Source organism: Mycolicibacterium austroafricanum (assembly GCF_902705885.1).
In the GTDB taxonomy this organism is placed as follows: domain Bacteria; phylum Actinomycetota; class Actinomycetes; order Mycobacteriales; family Mycobacteriaceae; genus Mycobacterium; species Mycobacterium vanbaalenii_A.
Window position 1 is genome coordinate 1 of sequence record NZ_CACSIP010000033.1, and the last position, 22,327, is coordinate 22,327.

A 22,327-nucleotide genomic window follows, 5' to 3' on the forward strand; every position below is an offset into this window, starting at 1 on the left:
GTGGCGGCGGCTCTTCCGGCGGCGGCGGTGGGGGCGCGGTGGTCGTGGTGAATTCATCCTGCACCGGCGGTGCCGACCGGGTCGTCGTCTCGGGCGTCGCCAGATTGTCGGTGCCGGTCCGGGTCACCAGTACCGACACCGAGACGACCAGCGCGACCGCTGCGATGATCGCGACGACACCGACCACCCATGGCCAGCGCGGCGGCGCTTGCGGCTCACCGGGATCGACATCAGGGTCGTAGCTGTCATAGTCGTAGAGCGCCGCGTCCGCAGGCAGGTACGGCGCGCTGACGAACTGTTCGGACTCCGGCGCCGAATACGCCTGGGAGTAGTGATCGGTCTGACCGGTGTCGGTGGGACCGGAAACGGGTCCACCGTCCGAAGAGGCATCGGGTGCCTCCCGGCTGGATTCATCCGCGGAGTGCCGGCCGCCCGGCTCCTCACCTGGGAGTTCCGGACCGCCAGAGTCCCGTCCCGGGGGATTCGGCCCGCTCATCTACGCCTATCCTTCTCGACTGCTGCTCCACCGCCGATGGTGCCGTCAACGGCCCACGGCGCCTGGGCAACACTACCCAACGGAGACACCCGGATCGGACGCCCAACGGGGTCAGCGGGCCAACTCATGCCCGGATTGTGACCTTCCGCCCGAGACACCGAGTACAACGCCGAGGAGCGCGACTCAGTGCTTCTCGGGCCCCGTGTGGTACTCGAAGACCAGGCCGCACACCGTGGCCAGGACAAAACAGACGCCCGCGACGATCAGCCACGGAAGCCACATCGCCATGCCGACCGCGGTGATCGACGCCGAGAGGGCGATGAAGATCGGCCACCAGCTGTGCGGCGGGTAAAAGCCCAGTTCACCCGCACCGTCGGCGATCTCGGCGTCTTCGTAGTCCTCCGGCCGGGTGTCGAGGCGACGTGCGACGAACCGGAAGAACGTACCGATGATCAACGTCAGACCGGTGGTCAACACGAGCGCGGTGGTCCCCGCCCACTCGACACCGCCGGGGGCGAACATCGCTGTCAGAACGGCGTAGAGGACCGACGACAGGGCGAAGAACGCGGTGAGGAACTCGAACAACCGGGCTTCGATATGCATGTGCTGTCCTACCTGCTCGCCTGGGGGATCTGCGGCGCCTGTTCTCCGCGGCGGGTGTCGAACGGTTCGGTGGTGACGGCCAGCGGCGGCTGTCCGATCGACTGGAGCGCCTCGGCGTTGGTCATACCGGCCAGGCGCTGCCCGAGATAGGCCTTGAAGTCATTGGGTTCCACCACGCGCAGCTCGAAGTTCATCATCGAGTGGTAGGTGCCGCACATCTCGGTGCACCGGCCGACGAACGCACCGGTCTGGTCGATCTCGCTGACCTGGAAGACGTTGTCGGAGTTGTTCTCCGCCGGGTTCGGCAACACGTCGCGCTTGAACAGGAACTCCGGTACCCAGAAGCCGTGGATCACGTCGGACGAGGCGATCTGGAACTCGATCCTCTTGCCCGCGGGCACCACCAGCACCGGGATCTCGTTGGACGAGCCCAGCGTCTCGACCTCGTTGAAGTTGAGGTAGCTGCGATCCTCCGGGCTGACCCCGCCGATCGCGCCGACCTGGCCCCCGCCATGGCCGTCGTCGCCGCCTTCGGGGGCGGCCGCCATGGCTTGTTTGCGCTCGTCCTGAGCGCCCTCGTAGCTGTAGGTGCCGTCGAGGAACTCGACCTTCTGGTAACCGAACTTCCAGTTCCACTGGAAGGCGGTGACGTCGATGACGACCTCGGGGTTGGGCTCCTTGTGCAGCATCCGCTCCTGCACCACGACGGTGAAGTAGAACAGCACCGAGATGATCAGGAACGGGGTCACGGTCAGCGCCAGTTCCAGCGGCATGTTGTAGCCGAATTGCCGAGGCAGCTCCGTGTCGTCCTTCTTCTTCCGGTGGAACACCACCGTCCAGAACAACAGGACGTAGACGATCGCACCCACGACCAGCGCGGCGATCAGTGATCCGATCCACAGTTCCCGGTTCAGGTGCGCCTCCGGGGTGATACCCCGGGGCCAGCCGAGACCGAGAACCTCGGACCAGCTGCACCCGCTGAGCAGGACGGTCGTCCCTCCCAGGAGCACGGACAATGCCACCAACTTCAGGCCGCGAGCGGACACGTTGGCGCCTCCTTGAAAGTCATCGGGGCAGTCGGTCGACCGCCCGGCGGTCAGACGACTGCACTGAATACTACGCAGCGTAGACCACCCCACTTGGGTCGAGCGAAGCGACCGGGGAATGTGTCCGGTGCCGGTCCCGGGGAGCCTGCTCGATTAGGCATACTGGCGCGGTGTGCGGACTGCTGGCGCTGGTAACCGATTCCTCCGATGAGGTCTCCCCCACCCTCGTCGACGCGGTGTCCGGCGCCGCCTCCCTGATGCGCCACCGGGGACCGGACGAGCCGGGAACCTGGCACGACGGCCGGGTGGTGCTCGGTTTCAACCGGCTGTCGATCATCGACATCGCCCACAGCCACCAGCCGCTGCGGTGGGGCCCCGACGGCCAGCCCGACCGCTACGTCCTGGTCTTCAACGGCGAGATCTACAACTATCTGGAGCTGCGTGACGCCCTGCGGTCCGAGCACGGGGCGGTCTTCCGCACCGACGGCGACGGTGAGGCGATCCTGGCCGCCTACCACTACTGGGGCACCGAGGCGCTGACGCGACTGCGGGGCATGTTCGCGTTCGCGCTGTGGGACGACGTCGAGCAGGAGTTGTTCTGCGCACGTGATCCGTTCGGCATCAAACCCCTGTTCATGGCCACCGGACCCGGCGGCACCGCCGTGGGCAGTGAGAAGAAGTGCCTTCTCGATGTGGCCGGCCAGCTGGGACTCGACCTCGGCATCGACGACCGCGCGGTGCAGCACTACACGGTGCTGCAGTACGTACCCGAGCCCGAGACACTGCACCGGGGCGTTCAGCGGCTGGAGTCGGGCAGCTATGCGCGGATCCGTCCCGGCGGCCAACCCGAAGTCACCCGGTACTTCACCCCCCGCTTCGATGCCGTGCCGTTCCCCTCGTCCTCTCCCGACGCAGCGCAACGCCGCTACGACGAGATCACCGCGGCGCTCGAGGACTCGGTCGCCAAGCACATGCGCGCCGACGTGACAGTCGGAGCGTTCCTGTCCGGCGGGATCGATTCGACGGCCATCGCCGCGCTGGCGATGCGGCACAACCCGAGGTTGATCACGTTCACCACGGGCTTCGAACGCGAAGGATTCTCGGAAATCGATGTGGCCGTCGCCTCCGCAGAGGCGATCGGCGCCCGCCATGTCACCAAGGTCGTCAGTCAGGCCGAGTTCGTCGCCGCGCTGCCCGAGATCGTCTGGTACCTGGATGAACCCGTCGCCGACCCGGCGCTGGTGCCGCTGTTCTTCATCGCCCGGGAGGCGCGCAAACACGTCAAGGTCGTGCTCTCCGGCGAAGGCGCCGACGAGCTGTTCGGCGGCTACACGATCTACCGGGAGCCGCTGTCGCTCAAGCCGTTCGACTACCTGCCGCCGGGCCTGCGCAAGTCCGTCGGGAAGATGGCTGCGCCGCTGCCGGAGGGCATGCGCGGCAAGAGCCTGCTGCACCGGGGGTCGCTGACCCTCGAGGAGCGCTACTACGGCAATGCGCGCAGCTTCTCCGACGAACAACTGCGGGCGGTGTTGCCCCGGTTCCGCGAAGACTGGACCCACACCGACGTCACCGCGCCGCTCTACACCCAGTCACAGGGTTGGGATCCGGTGGCCCGCATGCAACACATCGACCTGTTCACCTGGTTACGCGGCGACATCCTGGTCAAGGCCGACAAGATGACGATGGCCAATTCCCTGGAACTGCGGGTGCCATTTTTGGACCCCGAGGTCTTCGCGGTGGCGTCGCGGCTGCCGTACGACCAGAAGATCACCCGGACCACCACCAAGTACGCACTGCGGCGGGCGCTGGAGCCCGTCGTGCCCGCACATGTCCTCAATCGTCCGAAGCTCGGCTTCCCGGTACCGATCCGGCATTGGCTGCGCGCAGGCGAACTGCTGGACTGGGCGCACGAGATGATCGGCGGGTCCGCCGCCGGCGACCTGATCGACCTGACCGCGGTCCGGTTGATGCTCGACGAACACCGCCGCGGGACAACCGATCACAGTCGCAGACTGTGGACCGTGCTGATCTTCCTGCTGTGGCACGCCGTCTTCGTGGAGAAGAGCCTCACCCCGCAGATCAGCGAACCGGTCTACCCGGTGCAGCTCTGACCGGTCAGCCGAGCGCCTCGGCGATCTCCCGGCCCGCGTCGGCGCCGTAGGCGTCGCTCAGCCGCGCCACCGCGGCGTCGCGGTCCCAGGACCACTCCTGGGGGCCCGGCGCTTCGAGTACGAGGGTCGCCACCAGGCACGCCAGCTGAGCCGACCGCTCCAGTGACAACCCGGCGTCGCGACCGGTGAGGAACCCGGCGCGGAATGCATCACCGATGCCGGTGGGATCCTGCTTGTGGGTCTCGGGCACCACGTCGACGTGGATGAACGTGCCGTCGCGGCCGACCAGATCGACGCCCTTCTCACCCAGCGTGGTGATCCGCATCTGGATCTGCTTCATCACCTCGGCCTCCGACCACCCGGATTTCTGCAGCAGCAGATCCCATTCGTAGTCGTTGGTGAACAGGTAGGTGGCGCCGTCGATCAACCGGCGGATCTCCTCACCCGACAGCCGGGCCAACTGCTGGCTCGGGTCCGCGGCGAACGGCAGTCCGAGCGACCGGCATTCCTCGGTGTGGAGGAACATCGCGTCCGGATCGTTGGCGCCGATGATGGTCAGGCTCGGCGATCCGGTCCGCTCGAGCATGTCGGCGAGCTTGATGTTGCGGGCCTCCGACATCGCTCCCGGATAGAACGAGGCGATCTGGGCCATGTCGTCGTCAGTGGTGCACACGAACCTCGCCGTGTATGCCGACTCGGAGACCCGCACCTCCTCGCAGTTCACGCCGTGCGAGGTGAGCCATCCGCGGTAGTCGTCGAAGTCTCTGCCGACGGCCCCCACCAAAACGGGGTCACCGCCGAGCACGCCCATCGCGAACGCCATGTTCCCCGCGACGCCGCCGCGGTGCACCACCAGGTCGTCGACGAGGAAGCTCAGCGACACCTTCTGCAGGTGGTCGGCGAGGAGCTGCTCGGAGAACCGCCCCGGGAATCGCATCAAATGATCGGTCGCGATCGATCCGGTCACCGCAATGGTCACGCAATTCCACCCTTCATGGTCATCACCCTGCGCGGGCTGGACGAGCCGCACAGACGAACGTCGTTCACCCTAGTGTCGACCATGGCAGGCACGCTCCGTCGGCCCCGTGGTCGGCTGTCACGGCACCGGGGTACCTCGATCCGTTGCGCTAACCTGCCTACAGGTGCCTGCCGCGCCCCCCGAGGGCAATGAGACGGCACAGACTCCGTTCGACATCCGAATCCGACATTCCTGGGAGCAAGTACATGACTGGTCCGTATCCGCCCCAATACGGCGCTGGACCGGTCGGGCGGCAGTCACAACCCGGGTACCCGGACTCGTTTGTGCAGCAGTACCCGCCCATGGCCGGCCATCCCCCTCCGGGCCAGACGCAGCCCTATCCCGACGGCGGCATCAACGCCACCTATCCGGGGATGCTGCCGCCGCCGGTGCAGTATCCGCCCCGCAGGCGCCGCAAATGGATCATCGCCGCCGTGGCGGTGCTGCTGGTCGCCGTCGTCGTCGGTGTGGTCGCGGTGGTGACGCTGACCGGCGGGCGCGCCGAGGAAACCTCGGGTGGGCAGCTGACCGAGGCCTCAGCACAGGCCGCGATCCAGGAGTACCTGGACGCGCTGTCCGACGGCGACGACGAGACGGTGGCCCGCCACACGCTGTGCGGGCTGTTCGACGCCGCCAAGGAGCGCCGCGCCGACCTCGCGCTCGCCAGCCTGTCCAGTGAAGCCTTCCGCAAGCAGTACAGCGTCGCCGAAGTGATCTCGATCGACAAGATGGTGCGGTGGTCGCCGATGCAGGCCCAGGTGCTCTTCACGATGGAGGTGGAGCCGGCGCGCAACGCCAGGGGCTCACAGCCCGAGGACGGCGAGGAACAGGCCATCGCCCAGTTGTTGTCACTGGACAACGAGATCCTGGTGTGTTCCTACCTGCCGCGGACAGCCGGTCAGTACTGACCGGCTACCGCGGCGGCGCTGGGATCAGTTGAACGAATCGCCGCAGGCGCAGGACCCGCTGGCGTTCGGGTTGTCGATCGTGAAGCCCTGCTTCTCGATGGTGTCGACAAAATCGATGCTGGCGCCCTGCACGTAGGGGGCACTCATCCGGTCCACGGTGAGGGCGATACCGCCGAACTCGACCGTCAGATCCCCGTCGAGGGTGCGGTCGTCGAAGAACAGGTTGTAGCGCAGCCCAGCGCACCCGCCCGGCTGTACGGCGATACGCAGCGCCAGGTCGTCGCGACCCTCCTGGTCCAACAGTGCCTTGGCTTTCGCCGCTGCGGCATCCGTCAGGATCACGCCGTGGGCGTCGGTGGCTGACTCGGCCTGTGGGTCTGTCTGCACTGCCGACTCGTCCTGAACAGTCATGGAATCTCCTGTGTGGATGTTTGTGGGTGAAGGCCCTCCTACCCATGCAAGGGGGATAGCTCCACTGTGTCAACGGTACCTTGTTCCGCGGGTATTCCCCATCTGTCACCAGGTCCGCGCCCCACCTGCGGGGACGTCACGGATACGCCGCCGCGACCGCGGTGGTCAGCCCGGTGAGCTGGTTGGCCGCATCCTCGATCGCGCGTTGCACGGACCCGGCGTGGTCGGTGATGGAGTACGCGGCCGTGATCCCGGCGGCCTGCAGCGCGGCCGGATCCAGCGTGACCTGGCCTGCCAGCACCAGCACCGGGGTCCGTCTGGCTGCGGCGCCGCCGGCCAGCGCGCTGACGACCTTGCCGTGCAGCGACTGGTCGTCGAAGCGTCCCTCACCGGTGATGACCAGGTCGGCGGTGGCGACATCGTCGTGCAGGGCGGTGTGTTCGGCGATGATCGCCGCTCCGGACTCGCGTCGACCGCCCAGGGCGATCAGTGCCGCGCCGATGCCCCCAGCGGCACCGGCGCCGGCCTCGTCGCTGACGTTTCGGCCCGCGGCGGCGTTGAGTTCCTCGGCCCACCGGCTGAGACGTTCCTCGAGCACCGCGACGGTGTCCGGGTCGGCACCCTTCTGCGGCCCGAACACGGCCGCGGCGCCCATCGGGCCGAGGAGGGGGTGTTCGACGTCGCTGGCCGCGATCAGTTCGACGCCGTCGAGCAGCGTCTGCGCTGCGGTCAGCCCGCCCAGCGCCTCGACCATGCAGCGACCGCCGTCGGTGCAGCCGCTGCCACCGAGGCCGACGACGATGCGCTCGGCGCCGGCCGCCCGCGCGGCGGCGATGAGCTGACCCACTCCCCTGCTGTGCGCGGCCAGCGCCGTCTGCACTGTCGGCGGGCCGCCCAGCAGCGCGAGGCCGCACGCCTGCGCACACTCGATGTATGCGGTCACCGGATGCACCGACGGTGCGGCATCGAGCACCCACTGGGCCTCGACCTCCTCGTCCAGTGGCCCGCTCACCCGTTGGGTGTGCACCTGGCCGAGGCGACTGGCAAGCACCTCCACGAAGCCCGGTCCGCCGTCGGACTGCGGGGCCAGGGTGAGCCGGTCTTCGGGGCGCGATGCACCCCAGCCCTGGGCGATGAATCGAGCCGCTTCCACGGCGGTCAGGCTGTCGCCGAAGCAGTCCGGCGCGATCAGCACGTTCAAGCCCGCCATGACCGCAGACTATGACGTCGGCGGACGAGCCGCAGCCCGGACGGGGTGCTTGCGTCCGCGGCCCGAGAAGTAACCTGGCAGTGTGAAACTGCTGGGCCGCAAAAAAGACGACTCCGAGGGGTCGGGAGACGCTCACAAGGGCGTCTCCGGAGACCGTGCCGACGGCACGCCGGCCGGCACGTCCGGCCAGCGCGTCACGACGCCCCCCAAGGGCAAGCCGACACCCAAGCGCAGCGACGCGAGCCGCAAGCGCGGCCCGGTCGCGCCCGCGCCGTTGACCGCGGCCGAAGCCCGGCGGCGCCGCAAGGAACTGGGTGGGCCGAAGTTGTCTCGCGAGGAGAAGAAGACGCAGCGCGCCGAGCGGCGGTCGGAGATGTCTCGGCGCCGCGAGAAGATGATGGCGGGCGAGGACGCCTACCTGTTGCCGCGCGACCGCGGCGAGGTCCGGCGTTATGTGCGCGATGTGGTCGACTCCCGGCGCAATCTGCTCGGTTTGTTCATGCCGGCGGCGCTCGGTCTGATCTTCGTGATGCTGGCGGTGCCGTCGGTGCAGGTGCAGCAGATGCTGTCGCCCGCGATGCTGGTGCTGGTACTGGTGATGGTGATCGACGGCTTCGTGCTGGGCCGCAAGGTCAACCGTCTGGCGGACGAGAAGTTCCCGGACAACACCGAGACGGGGTGGAAGCTGGGATTCTACGCCTCCAGCCGGGCCTCGCAGCTGCGTCGGATGCGCGCGCCGCGACCTCAGGTCGAGCGCGGCGACCGCGTCGTGTGACGTACTTCCCCGCCGTACCCGCGCCCGACGCCGACACCGCGGCTGCCGCGCGGCAGCGGCAGACCCGGTTGACCAAACCGCGGGGCTCGCTGGGCCGGCTGGAAGAGCTGGCTGCGTGGGTGGCCGCCTGCCAGGGCGAATGCCCCCCGCGACAGTTCCAGCGCGCCCGGGTCGTGGTGTTCGCCGGCGATCACGGCGTGACGGCCGCGGGCGTGTCCGCATACCCGGCCGAGGTGACCGCGGCGATGGTGGCGAACATCGATGCCGGTGGTGCCGCGGTGAATGTGCTCGCGACGTTGGCCGGCGCCGGCGTCCGGGTCGTCGACATCGCCGTGGACACCGCAGACCCGTTGTCGCCGGCGATCGGCGTTCACCGGGTCCGCCGCGGCAGCGGCAACATCGCCGTCGAGGACGCCTTGTCGCCGACCGAGGTGGTCGAGGCCATCGAGGCGGGCCGCCGGATCGCCGACGAGGAGGTCGACGCCGGTGCGGATCTGCTGATCGCCGGCGATATGGGCATCGGCAACACCACCCCGGCGACCACCTTGGTGGCCGCGCTGACCGACACCGAACCGGTCGCAGCGGTGGGCAGGGGCACCGGCATCGACGACGCCGGCTGGGCGCGCAAGACGTCCGCTGTTCGCGACGCGCTGTACCGGACACGTCGGATCACTGCGGATCCGATTGCGTTGCTGCGGATCTGCGCCGGCGCCGACCTGGCGGCGATGACCGGATTCTGCGCTCAGGCCGCGGTCCGGCGCACCCCGGTGCTGCTCGACGGCGTCGTGGTGACCGCTGCCGCACTGGCGGCCGAACGCCTGGCGCCCGGGGCCAGGCAGTGGTGGCAGGCCGGGCACCGATCCACCGAGCCGGCGCATTCGCTGGCCCTGCGCGATCTGGACCTAGAGCCCATCGTCGAGCTCGGGATGCGGCTGGGCGAGGGCACCGGCGCGCTGGTCGCGCTGCCCGTGCTGCGCGCCGCCGTCGGCACGCTGGCATCGATGGCGACCTTCGAGGAAGCCGGAATAGACGCATGATCGGTTCTGTCGCAGGCGCTTTCGCGTTCGCGACGGTTCTACCGACGCCGGCCGCCCGCCGGGTGCACATCGGCCGCGGCGTGATGACCGCGCTGCCGATCGCCGGGGCCGCTCTGGGGGCACTGGCCGCTGCCGTGCTGTGGACGGGCACGCAGGCCTTCGGTGCGGGCAGCGCGCTGGCCGGTGCACTGGCGGTGGCGGTGCTGCTGGTGGCCACCCGCGGACTGCATATCGACGGCCTGTCCGACACCGCCGACGCGCTGGGTTGTTACGGCCCGCCGGAACGCGCGCTGGCGGTGATGCGCGACGGTTCGGCGGGGCCGTTCGGCGTTGCGGCGGTGACGGTGACGATCGTCGTGCAGTCCCTGGCCTTCGCCCAGACCCACTGGCCGGCGGTGTTCGTCGCTGTCCTGGCGGGTCGGGTCGCAGCGGTCGCCGCGTGCCGCCGCTCGGTCCCGGCGGCGCAGGGCAGCGCCCTGGGCGGGCAGGTGGCCGGTACCCAGCCGGCGTGGGTGGTGGCCGCGTGGGTGTGCGCGGTCGCCGGCCTGGCGGTCCCGGTGGGTGCGCAGCTGTGGCAGGGACCGCTGGTGGTGCTGATCGCGCTCGGGTGCAGCGCCGCGCTGGTGGCGCACTGCGTGCGGCGGTTCGGCGGTGTCACCGGTGACGTGCTGGGGGCCGCTGTGGAGGTGACGACGACGGTCGCCGCCGTCGGATTGGCGATCGGCGGCTAGGACCTCTCTGGGACCTCGCCTAGGAGAGCGTGGCCATCCACCCGTGCGTGTCGGCGAAGGTGCCCCGCTGGATACCGGTCAACGTGTCGCGCAGCGCCATGGTGATCTCCCCGGGCTCACCATCGGCGACGGTGAACTCGCCTTCGGTGTGCTTGACGTGCGACACCGGGGTGATGACGGCGGCGGTGCCGCACGCGAACACCTCGGTGATCTCACCGGCGGCGGCCTTCTTCTGCCATTCGTCGACGTCGATCTTGCGTTCCTCGACCGCGAAGCCCGCGTCAGTTGCCAACTGCAGCAGCGAGTCCCGGGTGATACCGGGCAACAGCGAACCGGACAGCTCCGGGGTGACCAGCCGGGCGGTGCCGCCGCTGCCGAACACGAAGAACAGGTTCATCCCACCCATTTCCTCGACGTAGCGGCGTTCGGTCGCGTCCAGCCACACCACCTGGTCACACCCCTGCTCGGCTGCTTCGGCCTGCGCCAGCAGCGAGGCGGCGTAGTTGCCGCCGAACTTCGCCGCGCCGGTGCCGCCGGGGCTGGCCCGCACGTACTCGGTGGACAACCACACGCTGACGGGCTTGATACCCCGCGGGAAGTAGGCACCCGCGGGTGAGCCGAGAACCAGGTAGCGGTATTCGTTGGCCGGCCGGACCCCCAGCCCGGGTTCGGTGGCGAAGATGAACGGCCGCAGATAGAGCGATTCCTCACCGCCCGCGGGCGGCACCCAGGCGGCGTCGACCGCGATCAGCTGCCGCAGCGACTCGATGAACAACTCCTCCGGCAGCTCGGGGATGGCAAGCCGGCGCGCCGATCTCCGCAACCGGGCGGCATTGGCTTCGGGACGGAACGAGACGATGGATCCATCGCCCCAGCGGTAGGCCTTCAGCCCCTCGAAAACCTCCTGCGCGTAGTGCAGGACGATGGCCGACGGATCCAATTCGATGGGTCCGTACGGAAGCACCTGCCGGTCGTGCCACCCACGGTCGGCGCTGTAGGCGACCGACACCATGTGGTCGGTGTGGAACTTCCCGAAACCCGGGCTGGCCAGGATCTCGGCACGTACCTCATCGCTCGCCGGAGTCGCATTGCGATCGACGGTGAACTCGAGGCCTTCAGTCATGAAAGCGATTGTATAACCGGGGGCCAGCGGATTTAGCGGGTCCGGGTGTCGACGAACGGCGGCTTGACGACTTCGCATTCGATCATCCGTCCGCGCACGTCGACGGCGACCCGTTGACCGTCGGCGATCCCGGCTGCGGTGTCGATCAGAGCGAGCGCGATGCCGACTTTCAGTGTCGGAGAAAAGGTTCCCGACGTGGTGATGCCGATCGGCGTCTGCCCGTCGAGAACCGTCTGGTCGCCGCGCAGCACGCCCCGCCCGAGTGCCCGCAGACCCCGCAGTGTCCGTCGTGGACCGGCTTCCTTCTCCGCCAGCAGCGCGTCGCGGCCCCAGAACGCATCCTTCTTCCACCCGACTGCCCAACCGCAGCGCGCCTGCAGCGGGGAGATGTCCAGTGACAGCTCGTGGCCGTGCAGCGGATAGCCCATCTCGGTGCGCAGCGTGTCGCGCGCTCCCAGCCCGGCAGGCTGGCCGCCGGCCGCGGTGACGGCCTCGACCAGCGCGTCGAACACCACCGCCGCCTGATCCCAGTCCGGCAGCAACTCGTAGCCGTGCTCGCCGGTGTAACCGGTGCGGCACACCCGGACGTCGACCCCGCCGAACACCGCGTCGGCATAGCCCATGTAGTCCATGTCGGTGGGCAGCCCGAGCCCGCCGACAACCTCGGCCGACCTGGGCCCCTGCACGGCCAGAACGGCGCGTGAGCGGTGCTCGTCGGTGACGGTGACGCCGTCGGGCGCGCGCTCGGCCAGCGCGGCGACCACGGCGGCGGTGTTGGCGGCGTTGGGGACCAGGAAGATCTCGTCGTCGGAGACGTAGTAGGCGATCAGATCGTCGATCACGCCGCCCGAGTCGGTGCAGCACAGCGTGTACTGCGCCTTGCCCGGCCCGATACGGCGCAGGTCGTTGGTGAACGCGGAGTTGACGAACTCCGCCGCCCCCGGACCTTTCACCAGCGCTTTTCCGAGGTGGCTGACGTCGAACAGACCCACCGCGCTGCGAGTGGCGTTGTGTTCGGCGACGGTGCCGGCGTAGGACACGGGCATCAGCCAGCCGCCGAACTCGGCGAAGCTCGCGCCGAGTTCGCGGTGACGGTTCTCCAGGGGGCCGGCCAGCAGGTTGTCACTCACGCCGAACCACACTAGTAGCCCAGTGGTTAGGGTGAATCCCCGTGAGCACTCCAGCGGGTTACCAGCCCCCCTCCGTCGCCGTCGCGACCGCCCTGCCCAAGCGCAACGTCGATTCTTCGGTCCTGATCGTGCCGGTCGTCACCGCCGGTGACGACGAGGAGGCGAAGGCTCAGGTGGTCGCCAGCCCGTACCTCGACGCCGAGGCCGTCGGCGCGATCGAGGTGGCGCTCAAGGCGCTGGGCGCCAAGGGCGGCTCCGAACAGGTCACCCGGGTGGTGGCGCCGTCGCTGCCGGTGAGCAGTGTGCTGGCGGTCGGGTTGGGCAAGAACCGCGACAGCTGGTCGGCGGAGACGATCCGGCGGGCTGCCGGTGTGGCTGCACGCTCACTGACCGGTGTGGAGACTGTTTTCACCACGCTGTCGGATCTCGATCTCGAGGCGGCGGTCGAGGGGCTGATCCTGGGCGCCTACCGGTTCACCGACTTCCGCAGCGCCAAGTCCGCTCCGAAAGACCGGGGGTTGCGCAAGATCACGGCGCTGACCCCGGACACGAAGTCGCCGACCAAGGAGACCGCCGCCCGGGCGGAGGCGATCGCGTCGGCTGTCGCGATCGCGCGGGATTTTGTGAACACCCCGCCCAGCCACCTCTTCCCGGCCGAATTCGCCAACCGGGCAAAGGCTTTGGGTGAGGCGTCCGGCCTGGAGGTCGAAGTGCTCGACGAGAAGACTCTCGCCAAGGAGGGCTACGGCGGGGTCGTCGGAGTCGGCAAGGGCTCGTCACGGCCACCGCGTCTGGTGCGGCTGACCCACAAGGGCGGGAAGGGCAAGAAGCCGAAGAAGGTCGCGCTGGTCGGCAAGGGCATCACCTTCGACACCGGCGGCATCTCGATCAAGCCGGCCGCGAACATGCACCACATGACCTCGGACATGGGCGGCGCAGCGGCCGTCATCGCGACGGTGGTGCTGGCGGCACGGCAGCAACTGCCGGTCGACGTGATCGCCACCGTGCCGATGGCCGAGAACATGCCCTCGTCCACTGCCCAGCGCCCCGGGGACGTGTTGACCCAGTACGGCGGCATCACCGTCGAGGTGCTCAACACCGACGCGGAGGGCCGGTTGGTGCTGGCGGACGCGATCGTGCGGGCGTGTGAGGACGGACCCGACTACCTGATCGAGACCTCGACGCTGACGGGCGCGCAGACGGTGGCGTTGGGCACCCGCACCCCCGGGGTGATGGGCAGCGAGGAGTTCCGTGACCGCGTCGCCGAGATCTCCCAGGGGGTCGGCGAGAACGGCTGGGCAATGCCGCTGCCCGAGGAGCTCAAGGACGACCTGAAGTCGACGGTCGCCGATCTGGCCAATGTCAGCGGCTCCCGCTACGCCGGCATGTTGGTGGCGGGCACCTATCTGCGGGAGTTCGTCGCTGACGGCGTCCAGTGGGCGCACATCGACGTCGCGGCCCCCGCGTACAACTCCAGCGGGCCGTGGGGCTACACCCCCAAAGGCGGAACGGGGGTGCCGACGCGCACCATGTTCGCGGTGCTCGAGGACATCTGCGAGAACGGTTGAGGGCGCTACAGGACGTTTCCGCCGCGCGCCCCGCTGCGCATCGCCGGCGGCGCCGCATGGGCGAGGCCGTAGAGGACGTACGCCTCCGGGGTGACCGGCCGGATCGCCTTGTTCGACTTCACCGCGGCGACGATGGCCTTGGCGACCTTCTCCGGACCGTACCGGCGCACCCCGAATCCTCTCCGTGCCCGGCCGCGGACCTTCTCGGCGTCGTGGCTGCGGGCCTCCGGTAGCGAGAAGCGGGTGGTCTCGACGATGTTGGTCCCGATGACGCCGGGACAGATGGTGGTCAGCCCGATGCCGGCCGAATCCAGTTCGGCACGTAGACAATCGGAGAACATGTAGACCGCCGCCTTGGATGTGCAGTAGGCGTTCATCACGTTGACCGGGGTGTAGGACGCCATCGACGCGACGTTGACGATGTGGCCTCCGGTCCCGCGCTCGGCGAGGCGTGTGGCGAATGACCTACAGCCGTTGACCACACCGCCGAAGTTGATGTCGAGCACCCGGTCGAACTCCTCGGCCGGGGTGTCGAGGAAGAATCCGGCGTGTCCCACACCCGCGTTGTTGACCACGATGTCGGGCACCCCGTGCTCGGTGCACACCCGTTCGGCGAAGTTCTCGACCGCCGCCGCGTCGGCGACGTCGACGGTGTAGCTGGGCGCCTGCGCACCGACCGCGGCGAGCAGCCGGGCGGTTTCGTCGAGCGCGGGTTGGTCGACATCACTGATCACCACGTCGGCGCCGTCGCGGGCGAACGCCAGCGCGGTCTCACGGCCGATGCCGCTACCCGCGCCGGTGACCGAGACCAGCATGTCGCCGAATGGCTTACGGAGGCGGCCGACCTGTGCCCGCAACAGCTCCCGCGCGGCCGGAGCACCTTCGAGATGGTCGACGAGTTGAGCGACCGATCGTGCGAGCACCTGCGGATGGGAGGTGGGTGACCCGTGTCCGGCCTTGATGTCGCGACGCCACAACTGCGGCACCCAGCCCGCGACGTCGTCGTAGAAGTGCGGCCGGATGTAGGGGTCGAGGGTGTTGACGATGAGCTGCACCGGCACCTCGACGCTGAGCTCGCGAGGCGCTGTCCGGGCGCCGGCGACGGTGCCCACGAAGTTGGCGCGGTACATCTTCACCGGCACCGACCGGGGCAGCGCCGCCGCCAGCGTGGCGAGCTGGCCCAGCCCCCGCAGGAACCGCCGCGGGCGATACGGCCGGCTCAGCGTGTCGACGATGTAGCGGTTCACGTGATGGTGGCTCGGCCCCGAGACGGAGGTCAGCGACGCGACCCGGTCGGCGGAACCGGGTCGGGTGAGGAACTCCCAGACCCCGGTCGAGCCCCAGTCGTGGGCCAGGACATGCACGGCACTGCCCGGGGACACGTCGTCGATGACGGCGGCGAAGTCATCGGCGAAACGTTGCATCGTGTAGGCCGAGGTCGCTTTGGGGGCAGTGGAATCGCCGGCGCCGCGGTTGTCGTAGCGGATGATCCGGTACCTGGCCTCGAGCAGTGGCACCACCGAATCCCACACGCGGTGGGTGTCGGGATGCCCGTGCGCCAGCACCAGGGTCGGCCCATTCGCACTGCCTTCTTCGTGGACCGCGATACGCACACCATCGCTGGTCTCGACAAACCGCCGCGTCATGACACCTCCGCGAGCGGACACTACTAGCGGCCTTCCAGCTCCTCGCGTTGGGCGCGCTTGCGCTGGATCCGCCGGCGCGCGTCGTAGTCGCGCATCCGCTGCGGGTAGCCCACCTTCTGGACGTCGTACACCGGGATCTTCAACCGGTCGGACAGGCGGCGCGCCCCGGCGTCTCCCCCGGCCTTGCGCCGGGTCCATTCGCCATCAGCGGCCACCAGCACGACGGTCACCTCGGTGACAGTGGTCTTCGGTTCGACGAAGGCCTCCACGCCGATGTGCTCGGCGACCCATTGCTGCAGGTAACGAAGATCCGCCGCCGGATCGCTTGCCGCTGCGCGACCTGCGCCACGCCGACGGCGAAGCTTGTCGAACAGTCCCACTTGGGGTTGCTCCTTTCCCGGCTTCCGGGCGCTCGCTGGATTTCGTGCCTCGTTTCGATAGTGCCAGAGAGTGAAGTACCCCCGTCCGCGGCGAAACGTGACAGTGGACGTGACAGGATAGGAAGCGACACTTCAAGACCTGCGACTGACCGTGCAAGGGAGCCACGACATATGGCCATCTCCGTTCAGATGCCCGCACTCGGCGAGAGCGTTACCGAGGGGACAGTCACCCGCTGGCTCAAGCAAGAGGGCGACACTGTCGAGACGGATGAGCCCTTGCTGGAGGTGTCGACCGACAAGGTCGACACCGAGATTCCGTCACCGGCCGCGGGCGTGTTGAAGAAGATCGTCGCCCAGGAGGACGACACCGTCGAGGTCGGCGGCGAACTGGCGGTCATCGGCGATGCCGACGACGACAGCGACAGCGGTGACGACGGCAGCGGTGGTGACGAAGCCGAAGCCCAAGCCCAGGACGAACCGGAACCCGAGCCGGAACCCGAGCCGGAACCCGAGCCGGAACCCGAACCCGAGTCGAAGCCCGCGGCCAAGTCGTCGGGCAAGTCGGGTTCGGGAGGTTCCGCGACGCCGGTGCTGATGCCCGAGTTGGGCGAGTCCGTCACCGAGGGAACGGTGACCCGGTGGTTGAAGAAGGTCGGCGACAGCGTCGAGGTGGACGAGCCGCTGGTCGAGGTGTCCACCGACAAGGTGGACACAGAGATCCCGTCGCCGGTGGCCGGCACGCTGGTGTCGATCACCGCCGAGGAGGACGACACCGTCGAGGTCGGCGGTGAGCTCGCCAAGATCGGCGACGAGGATGCCGCCGGCTCCGACGAGCCGGAGCCCGAACCCGAACCGGAACCCGAGCCCGAGCCCGAGCCCGAGCCCGAGCCCGAGCCCGAGAAGGAGTCCAAGCCCGAGCCGGCCAAGGAATCCAAGCCGGAACCGAAGCCCGAGCCCGAAACCAAGCCAGAGCCCAAACCGGCTGCGGCGGAAGAGTCGAGCAGCGACAGCGGCCCGTACGTCACCCCGCTGGTGCGCAAGCTGGCCAACGAGAACGACGTCGATCTCGCCGCGGTCAAGGGCACCGGGGTGGGTGGCCGCATCCGCAAGCAGGATGTGCTCGCAGCAGCCGACGAGAAGAAAGCTGCGAAAGACGCCCCGACCGACACGGACAAGCCGGCACCCGCCGCCGAAGCGCCCGCGAAGTCGTCGACGACGGCTCCTGCGCCCGAGGCCGCGCTGGCCCACCTTCGCGGAACCACGCAGAAGGCCAACCGGATCCGCCAGATCACCGCGAAGAAGACACGCGAGTCGCTGCAGGCGACCGCCCAGTTGACCCAGACGCACGAAGTCGACATGACCAAGATCGTGTCGCTGCGGTCGAAGGCGAAGGCGAAGTTCGCCGAGCGCGAAGGTGTCAACCTCACCTACCTGCCGTTCATCGCCAGGGCGGTCATCGATGCGCTGAAGATCCACCCCAACGTCAACGCGAGCTACAACGAGGACGCCAAGGAGATCACCTACTACGACGCCGAACACCTCGGCTTCGCGGTGGACACCGAGCAGGGTCTGCTGTCGCCGGTGATCAAGAACGCCGGCGACCTGTCGCTGGGCGGGCTGGCCCGGGCGATCGCCGACATCGCGGCGCGGGCACGTTCGGGTGATCTCAAGCCCGACGAACTGTCCGGCGGCACGTTCACCATCACCAACATCGGCAGCCAGGGAGCCCTGTTCGACACCCCGATCCTGGTTCCGCCGCAAGCGGCGATGCTGGGCACCGGGGCGATCGTCAAGCGGCCACGGGTCATCGTCGACGAGTTCGGCAACGAGTCGATCGGTGTGCGGTCGGTGTGCTACCTACCGCTGACCTATGACCACCGCCTGGTCGACGGCGCGGACGCCGGTCGCTTCGTCACCACGATCAAACGTCGTCTCGAAGAGGGCGCGTTCGAGGCAGATCTGGGCCTGTAGCAGCAGTGTCGATGCCCTCAGATTCGGTCATCGCCATCGCCGGATCCTCCGGTCTGATCGGTACCGCGCTGGTTTATGCGCTGCGCGCCACAGATCACCGGGTGCTGCGCATCGTGCGGCGCACCCCGGCGACGGCCGACGAGCTGTACTGGAATCCCGCTTCCGGCGAGTTCGATCCCGGCCTGCTCGGCGGAGTCGACGCCGTGGTCAATCTGTGCGGCGTCAACGTCGGCGAGAAGCGCTGGTCAGGAGCGTTCAAGCAGAGTCTGCGGGACAGCCGGATCGGACCGACCGAGGTGTTGTCCCACGCCGTCGTCGACGCCGGCGTGCCCGTGCTGATCAACGCGAGCGCAGTCGGTTACTACGGCGACACCGGCAACCACTCGGTGGACGAGACCGCCGCTCCGGGGAGCAATTTCCTGGCTAGGCTCACAGTGGACTGGGAGGCCGCGACCGCACCAGCCGCAGAGGCGGGTGTGCGGGTGGTGCTGACCCGCACCGGGCTGGTGATGGCTCCGTCCGGGGGCATGCTGAGCCGGCTCAAGCCGCTGTTCCTGCTGGGCCTCGGCGCGAGGTTGGGCAATGGTCGCCAGTATCTGCCGTGGATCAGCCTCGAGGACCAGGTGCGTGCGTTGCTGTTCGCGATCACCCACGACGAGCTGTCCGGACCGGTCAATTTCACCGGGCCCGCGCCGGTCACCAACGCCGAGTTCACCACCGCGCTCGGCCGGACCGTGAACCGGCCGACCCCGTTGATGGTTCCCGGTTTCGCACTGCGCGCGGTGCTGGGAGAATTCGCCGAGGAGGGACTGTTGGGCGGCCAGCGCGCGATCCCCGCGGCACTGGAGCGCGCCGGTTTCCGGTTCCGCCACAACACCATCGGCGAGGCCCTGGCGTTCGCCACCGCGCCCAAAGGGCACTGAGGAGTACCGTCGACCTGATGGTGGCATCGATCCGCTCGGGCACCTCGCCGGTGCAGGTGCTGCGCCTGGGCACCCTCGACTACCGGTCCGCCTGGGACCGGCAGCGTGAGCTGGCCGAGGCCCGCGCCGCCGGCGGCCCTGACACCCTGCTGCTGCTGCAGCATCCCCCGGTGTACACCGCGGGCCGGCGCACCCTGGCTCACGAACGGCCGGACGCTGCCGGCCCCGCAGACACGCCGGTCGTCGAGACCGACCGCGGCGGCAAGATCACCTGGCACGGCCCCGGGCAGCTCGTCGGGTACCCGATCATCGGCCTGGCCGAGCCGCTGGATGTGGTCAAATTCGTTCGGCGACTTGAGGATTCGTTGATCGCGGTGTGCGCCGACCTGGGCCTGCGGACAGGCCGGGTCGAGGGCCGGTCCGGCGTTTGGGTCCCGGCCGACACCCGTCCGGCGCGCAAGGTGGCAGCGATCGGGATCAGGGTGGCCCGGGCGACGACACTGCACGGCTTCGCGCTGAACTGCGATTGTGACCTCAGTGCCTTCAGCTCCATCGTGCCGTGCGGCATCGCCGACGCCGGGGTCACGTCGCTGACCGCGGAACTGGGCCGCACGGTCAGGGTCGACGACGTCATCGACCGGGTCGCCGAGGCGGTGTGCGACGTACTCGACGGACGGCTCGACACCGGCCGTATCAGCGGCCACGCAGTACCATCGACACAGTGACTGTCGATCCCGGAAACCGCAAACTGCTCAGGCTCGAGGTGCGCAACGCGCAGACGCCGATCGAGCGTAAGCCGTCGTGGATCAAGACCAGGGCCAAGATGGGCCCGGAGTACACCGAACTGAAGGCACTGGTGCGCCGCGAGGGCCTGCACACGGTGTGTGAGGAAGCAGGCTGCCCCAACATCTACGAGTGCTGGGAAGACCGCGAAGCCACCTTCCTGATCGGCGGTGAGCAGTGCACCCGGCGCTGCGACTTCTGCCAGATCGACACCGGCAAGCCAGCCGAACTGGACCGCGACGAGCCGCGCAGGGTGGCTGAGAGTGTGCAGGCGATGGGGCTGCGCTACTCGACGATCACCGGGGTGGCCCGTGACGACCAGCCCGACGGCGGCGCCTGGCTGTACGCCGAGACGGTTCGCCAGATCAAGGCACTCAACCCCAACACCGGCGTGGAGTTGCTGATCCCCGACTTCAACGCCGAGCCCGACCTGCTCGAACAGGTCTTCGCCTCCCGGCCGGAGGTGCTGGCGCACAACGTCGAGACGGTGCCGCGCATCTTCAAGCGGATCCGGCCCGGGTTCCGGTACGAGCGCAGCCTGTCGGTGCTCACCAGCGCCCGCGATTACGGCTTGGTGACCAAGAGCAACCTCATCCTCGGTATGGGAGAGACGCCCGAGGAGGTGCGTGCCGCGCTGCGTGACCTGTACGAGGCGGGCTGCGACATCGTCACCATCACCCAGTACCTGCGGCCGTCGGCCCGCCACCATCCCGTCGAGCGGTGGGTGCATCCCGACGAGTTCGTCCAACACGAGCAGTACGCGGTCGGGCTGGGCTTCCCGGGCGTGCTGGCCGGACCCCTGGTGCGCTCGTCGTACCGGGCGGGCAGGCTCTATGCGCAGACGATCGCGTCCCGTCCCGCCGGAGCGGCCGCGGCGGCGGCATCGGACTCCGTATCCTGAGCTGATGGCGAAATCGCGTAACCCGGCGGAAGTGAAGGCGGCGAAGGCTGAGGCCAAGGCCGCCCGCAAGGCAGCTTCCAAGCAACGCCGCAGTCAGCTGTGGCAGGCATTCCAGATCCAGCGCAAAGAGGACAAGCGGCTCCTGCCGTACATGATCGGTGTGTTCGTGCTGATCGTGGGCGCCTCGGTGGCCTCGGGGCTGTACGCCGGCGGGTTCACGATGTACATGATGATCCCGCTCGGCGTGCTGCTGGGCGGGCTGGTGGCCTTCATCATCTTCGGCCGCCGCGCCCAGAAGTCGGTGTATCGCAAGGCCGAGGGCCAGACCGGTGCAGCCGCCTGGGCGCTGGAGAACCTGCGCGGTAAGTGGCGGGTCACCCCCGGGGTGTCGGCCACCGGTCACTTCGACGCCGTGCACCGGGTGATCGGCCGACCGGGTGTGATCTTTGTCGGGGAGGGTTCGGCCGCTCGCGTCAAGCCGCTTCTGGCGCAAGAGAAGAAGCGCACCGCCCGGCTGGTGGGCGATGTCCCGATCTACGACATCGTGATCGGCAACGGTGACGGCGAGGTGCCGCTGTCCAAGCTGGAACGGCACCTGGGCAAGCTCCCGGCCAACATCACGGTCAAGCAGATGGACTCGCTGGAGTCCCGGCTTGCGGCGCTGGGCACCAAGGTCGGCCCGGCGGCGATGCCCAAGGGCCCGATGCCCGCCGGCGCGAAGATGCGCGGCGTGCAGCGCACCGTCCGGCGCAAGTGACCTAGCTCGGCATGTAGCTGACCGCAGTCGCCCGGGAACAGATGTGCACTGCGTGCGAATGGGCCCCGCACTTCGCCTCTTTCGGGCGCGGTGGCCGCGGACGCCTGACCCGCCGGAAGCTGTTGCGGACGTGCCGCTCTGATCGTGCTTGACAAGAACATCTTCGACATCGATCCCCACGACATCCACAGCGCGACGGTGATGTTGACGATGATGAACGGGAAGCTCTTCCACGAGCAGTGAGACGGCTACCGGCGAACGACGGCCGTCTTGGTCGCGAGGTCGTGCAGGCCGCGCAGGTCGGAGTCGGTGAACAGTGCCGGGATGACGAGCGTGATCAGCAGTCCCCGCGCCAGCGCACGTCCCGACCCCACGTGGGTTCGGTTGTCGACGGCCGCCACCCGCAGTCCCAGGGCCAGCTGACCCGGCGTGAAGCCGAACAGGCGCACCGAGACGACGCCCATCACCAGCCAGATGACCAGCACAGCCGTCGACAGCATCGGCTGGCTCAACAGGCCCAACGCGATGGCCAGCCCCGCAAGCCCGTAAGACACCAGCCAGTCGACGCACAGAGCGGCGATGCGACGGCCGAATCGGGCGATCGACCCGGGCCCGGTCTGGGGCAGACCGAGCCGTTCGCCCGGGTAGGCGCCGACGCCGACGCCGGGTTGAGAAGGGTCCGGTCCGGAGAGCCAGGACCCGATTGCGCCGGCCATCCCGCCAGGATATGCGTGGGCGGCCGGCGCGCTACCTCGGGTGTCGGGATGGGTGTCACGATGGGTGTCGCGATGGGTGTCGG

The 22,327-nt window shown here is 68.7% G+C and carries 21 protein-coding genes and 1 pseudogene; 11 read left to right on the top strand and 11 right to left on the bottom strand.

Annotation, left to right across the window (positions count from 1 at the left end; translation table 11 throughout):
* The 3 genes and pseudogenes from BEMPMBAN_RS20470 to ctaC form a co-directional block, all read right to left on the bottom strand.
* Positions 1-496, bottom strand: a pseudogene (locus tag BEMPMBAN_RS20470) (hypothetical protein); the annotation flags it as partial.
* 183 nt (positions 497-679) lie between these two features.
* Positions 680-1,099: a cytochrome c oxidase subunit 4 gene (locus tag BEMPMBAN_RS20475; protein WP_159233090.1), complete on the bottom strand. Its 420-nt coding sequence runs from the start codon at positions 1,097-1,099 to the stop codon at positions 680-682.
* 8 nt (positions 1,100-1,107) lie between these two features.
* Positions 1,108-2,145, bottom strand: coding sequence for an aa3-type cytochrome oxidase subunit II (gene ctaC, locus BEMPMBAN_RS20480; RefSeq protein WP_159233091.1), 1,038 nt, complete (start codon positions 2,143-2,145; stop codon positions 1,108-1,110).
* A gap of 170 nt (positions 2,146-2,315) precedes the next feature.
* On the opposite strand from ctaC, the gene asnB reads away from it, so the two are divergent.
* Positions 2,316-4,256, top strand: coding sequence for an asparagine synthase (glutamine-hydrolyzing) (gene asnB / locus BEMPMBAN_RS20485; protein ID WP_159233092.1), 1,941 nt, complete (start codon positions 2,316-2,318; stop codon positions 4,254-4,256).
* Positions 4,257-4,260: 4 nt separating this feature from the next.
* On the opposite strand, the gene BEMPMBAN_RS20490 is transcribed toward asnB, so the two are convergent.
* Positions 4,261-5,235, bottom strand: a complete 975-nt coding sequence (locus BEMPMBAN_RS20490; RefSeq protein ID WP_159233093.1) for a carbohydrate kinase family protein — start codon at positions 5,233-5,235, stop codon at positions 4,261-4,263.
* A gap of 245 nt (positions 5,236-5,480) precedes the next feature.
* Between BEMPMBAN_RS20490 and BEMPMBAN_RS20495 the strand changes: the two genes are divergently transcribed.
* Positions 5,481-6,182 carry an Rv0361 family membrane protein gene (locus BEMPMBAN_RS20495; RefSeq protein ID WP_159233094.1) on the top strand — a complete coding sequence of 234 codons (702 nt, stop codon included), beginning with the start codon at positions 5,481-5,483 and terminating at the stop codon, positions 6,180-6,182.
* Between the two features lie 24 nt (positions 6,183-6,206).
* On the opposite strand, the gene BEMPMBAN_RS20500 is transcribed toward BEMPMBAN_RS20495, so the two are convergent.
* Complete coding sequence (locus BEMPMBAN_RS20500; protein ID WP_159233095.1) at positions 6,207-6,593, bottom strand: HesB/IscA family protein; 387 nt, start codon at positions 6,591-6,593, stop codon at positions 6,207-6,209.
* A 136-nt stretch (positions 6,594-6,729) separates the two neighbouring features.
* Positions 6,730-7,803, bottom strand: coding sequence for a glycerate kinase family protein (locus BEMPMBAN_RS20505; protein WP_159233096.1), 1,074 nt, complete (start codon positions 7,801-7,803; stop codon positions 6,730-6,732).
* Between the two features lie 82 nt (positions 7,804-7,885).
* Here BEMPMBAN_RS20505 and BEMPMBAN_RS20510 point away from each other — a divergent pair, with 82 nt between their 5' ends.
* Genes BEMPMBAN_RS20510 through BEMPMBAN_RS20520 form a run of 3 tightly spaced genes read left to right on the top strand, consistent with a single transcriptional unit; the run spans position 7,886 to position 10,346 of the window.
* Entirely contained in the window at positions 7,886-8,578 is a 693-nt protein-coding gene (locus BEMPMBAN_RS20510) for a DUF3043 domain-containing protein (protein WP_159233097.1), read from the top strand.
* Positions 8,575-9,615 (top strand): nicotinate-nucleotide--dimethylbenzimidazole phosphoribosyltransferase, encoded by a 1,041-nt coding sequence (cobT, locus tag BEMPMBAN_RS20515; protein ID WP_159233098.1) that lies wholly within the window; start codon positions 8,575-8,577, stop codon positions 9,613-9,615. The genes BEMPMBAN_RS20510 and cobT overlap by 4 nt, the downstream gene beginning before the upstream one ends.
* Positions 9,612-10,346 (top strand): adenosylcobinamide-GDP ribazoletransferase, encoded by a 735-nt coding sequence (locus BEMPMBAN_RS20520; RefSeq protein ID WP_159233099.1) that lies wholly within the window; start codon positions 9,612-9,614, stop codon positions 10,344-10,346. Before cobT ends, BEMPMBAN_RS20520 begins: the two co-directional genes overlap by 4 nt.
* Positions 10,347-10,365: 19 nt before the next feature.
* Here BEMPMBAN_RS20520 and BEMPMBAN_RS20525 read toward each other — a convergent pair whose 3' ends face one another.
* Both BEMPMBAN_RS20525 and gcvT read right to left on the bottom strand, forming a co-directional pair.
* The gene (locus BEMPMBAN_RS20525; RefSeq protein WP_159233100.1) at positions 10,366-11,469 is read right to left on the bottom strand and encodes a branched-chain amino acid aminotransferase; all 1,104 of its coding nucleotides are present in this window, start codon (positions 11,467-11,469) and stop codon (positions 10,366-10,368) included.
* A 32-nt stretch (positions 11,470-11,501) separates the two neighbouring features.
* On the bottom strand, positions 11,502-12,599 hold the full coding sequence (gcvT, locus tag BEMPMBAN_RS20530; RefSeq protein ID WP_159233101.1) for a glycine cleavage system aminomethyltransferase GcvT: 1,098 nt from the start codon (positions 12,597-12,599) through the stop codon (positions 11,502-11,504).
* Between the two features lie 41 nt (positions 12,600-12,640).
* Here gcvT and BEMPMBAN_RS20535 point away from each other — a divergent pair, with 41 nt between their 5' ends.
* Entirely contained in the window at positions 12,641-14,167 is a 1,527-nt protein-coding gene (locus BEMPMBAN_RS20535; protein WP_159233102.1) for a leucyl aminopeptidase, read from the top strand.
* 5 nt (positions 14,168-14,172) lie between these two features.
* Here the strand turns inward: BEMPMBAN_RS20535 and BEMPMBAN_RS20540 are convergent, their stop codons facing one another.
* Both BEMPMBAN_RS20540 and BEMPMBAN_RS20545 read right to left on the bottom strand, forming a co-directional pair.
* Positions 14,173-15,813, bottom strand: coding sequence for an SDR family oxidoreductase (locus BEMPMBAN_RS20540; RefSeq protein WP_159233103.1), 1,641 nt, complete (start codon positions 15,811-15,813; stop codon positions 14,173-14,175).
* 23 nt (positions 15,814-15,836) lie between these two features.
* Positions 15,837-16,193, bottom strand: coding sequence for an oxidoreductase (locus BEMPMBAN_RS20545; RefSeq protein ID WP_159233104.1), 357 nt, complete (start codon positions 16,191-16,193; stop codon positions 15,837-15,839).
* A 171-nt stretch (positions 16,194-16,364) separates the two neighbouring features.
* Between BEMPMBAN_RS20545 and sucB the strand changes: the two genes are divergently transcribed.
* The 5 genes from sucB to BEMPMBAN_RS20570 are packed head-to-tail and all read left to right on the top strand — an operon-like array spanning position 16,365 to position 21,528.
* Entirely contained in the window at positions 16,365-18,164 is a 1,800-nt protein-coding gene (gene sucB, locus BEMPMBAN_RS20550) for a 2-oxoglutarate dehydrogenase, E2 component, dihydrolipoamide succinyltransferase (protein WP_159233105.1), read from the top strand.
* A gap of 11 nt (positions 18,165-18,175) precedes the next feature.
* A complete protein-coding gene (locus BEMPMBAN_RS20555; RefSeq protein WP_159233106.1) occupies positions 18,176-19,087 on the top strand; it encodes a TIGR01777 family oxidoreductase in 912 nt (303 codons plus the stop codon).
* Positions 19,088-19,107: 20 nt separating this feature from the next.
* Positions 19,108-19,812: a lipoyl(octanoyl) transferase LipB gene (gene lipB, locus BEMPMBAN_RS20560; protein ID WP_159233142.1), complete on the top strand. Its 705-nt coding sequence runs from the start codon at positions 19,108-19,110 to the stop codon at positions 19,810-19,812.
* Positions 19,809-20,771, top strand: coding sequence for a lipoyl synthase (gene lipA, locus BEMPMBAN_RS20565; RefSeq protein WP_159233107.1), 963 nt, complete (start codon positions 19,809-19,811; stop codon positions 20,769-20,771). Before lipB ends, lipA begins: the two co-directional genes overlap by 4 nt.
* A 4-nt stretch (positions 20,772-20,775) precedes the next feature.
* Positions 20,776-21,528, top strand: a complete 753-nt coding sequence (locus BEMPMBAN_RS20570; protein ID WP_159233108.1) for a DUF4191 domain-containing protein — start codon at positions 20,776-20,778, stop codon at positions 21,526-21,528.
* A gap of 248 nt (positions 21,529-21,776) precedes the next feature.
* On the opposite strand, the gene BEMPMBAN_RS20575 is transcribed toward BEMPMBAN_RS20570, so the two are convergent.
* Complete coding sequence (locus tag BEMPMBAN_RS20575; protein WP_159233109.1) at positions 21,777-22,244, bottom strand: RDD family protein; 468 nt, start codon at positions 22,242-22,244, stop codon at positions 21,777-21,779.
* Between the last annotated feature and the right edge of the window lie 83 nt (positions 22,245-22,327).

Excerpts from the sequence above, each read along its gene's own strand:
- BEMPMBAN_RS20475 (WP_159233090.1), bottom strand. The coding sequence starts at position 1,099 with ATGCATATCGAAGCCCGGTTGTTCGAGTTCCTCACCGCGTTCTTCGCC.
- BEMPMBAN_RS20495 (WP_159233094.1), top strand. The coding sequence starts at position 5,481 with ATGACTGGTCCGTATCCGCCCCAATACGGCGCTGGACCGGTCGGGCGG.
- BEMPMBAN_RS20500 (WP_159233095.1), bottom strand. The coding sequence starts at position 6,593 with ATGACTGTTCAGGACGAGTCGGCAGTGCAGACAGACCCACAGGCCGAG.
- BEMPMBAN_RS20505 (WP_159233096.1), bottom strand. The coding sequence starts at position 7,803 with ATGGCGGGCTTGAACGTGCTGATCGCGCCGGACTGCTTCGGCGACAGC.
- BEMPMBAN_RS20520 (WP_159233099.1), top strand. The coding sequence starts at position 9,612 with ATGATCGGTTCTGTCGCAGGCGCTTTCGCGTTCGCGACGGTTCTACCG.
- BEMPMBAN_RS20525 (WP_159233100.1), bottom strand. The coding sequence starts at position 11,469 with ATGACTGAAGGCCTCGAGTTCACCGTCGATCGCAATGCGACTCCGGCG.
- BEMPMBAN_RS20540 (WP_159233103.1), bottom strand. The coding sequence starts at position 15,813 with ATGACGCGGCGGTTTGTCGAGACCAGCGATGGTGTGCGTATCGCGGTC.
- sucB (WP_159233105.1), top strand. The coding sequence starts at position 16,365 with ATGGCCATCTCCGTTCAGATGCCCGCACTCGGCGAGAGCGTTACCGAG.
- BEMPMBAN_RS20555 (WP_159233106.1), top strand. The coding sequence starts at position 18,176 with ATGCCCTCAGATTCGGTCATCGCCATCGCCGGATCCTCCGGTCTGATC.
- BEMPMBAN_RS20570 (WP_159233108.1), top strand. The coding sequence starts at position 20,776 with ATGGCGAAATCGCGTAACCCGGCGGAAGTGAAGGCGGCGAAGGCTGAG.
- BEMPMBAN_RS20575 (WP_159233109.1), bottom strand. The coding sequence starts at position 22,244 with ATGGCCGGCGCAATCGGGTCCTGGCTCTCCGGACCGGACCCTTCTCAA.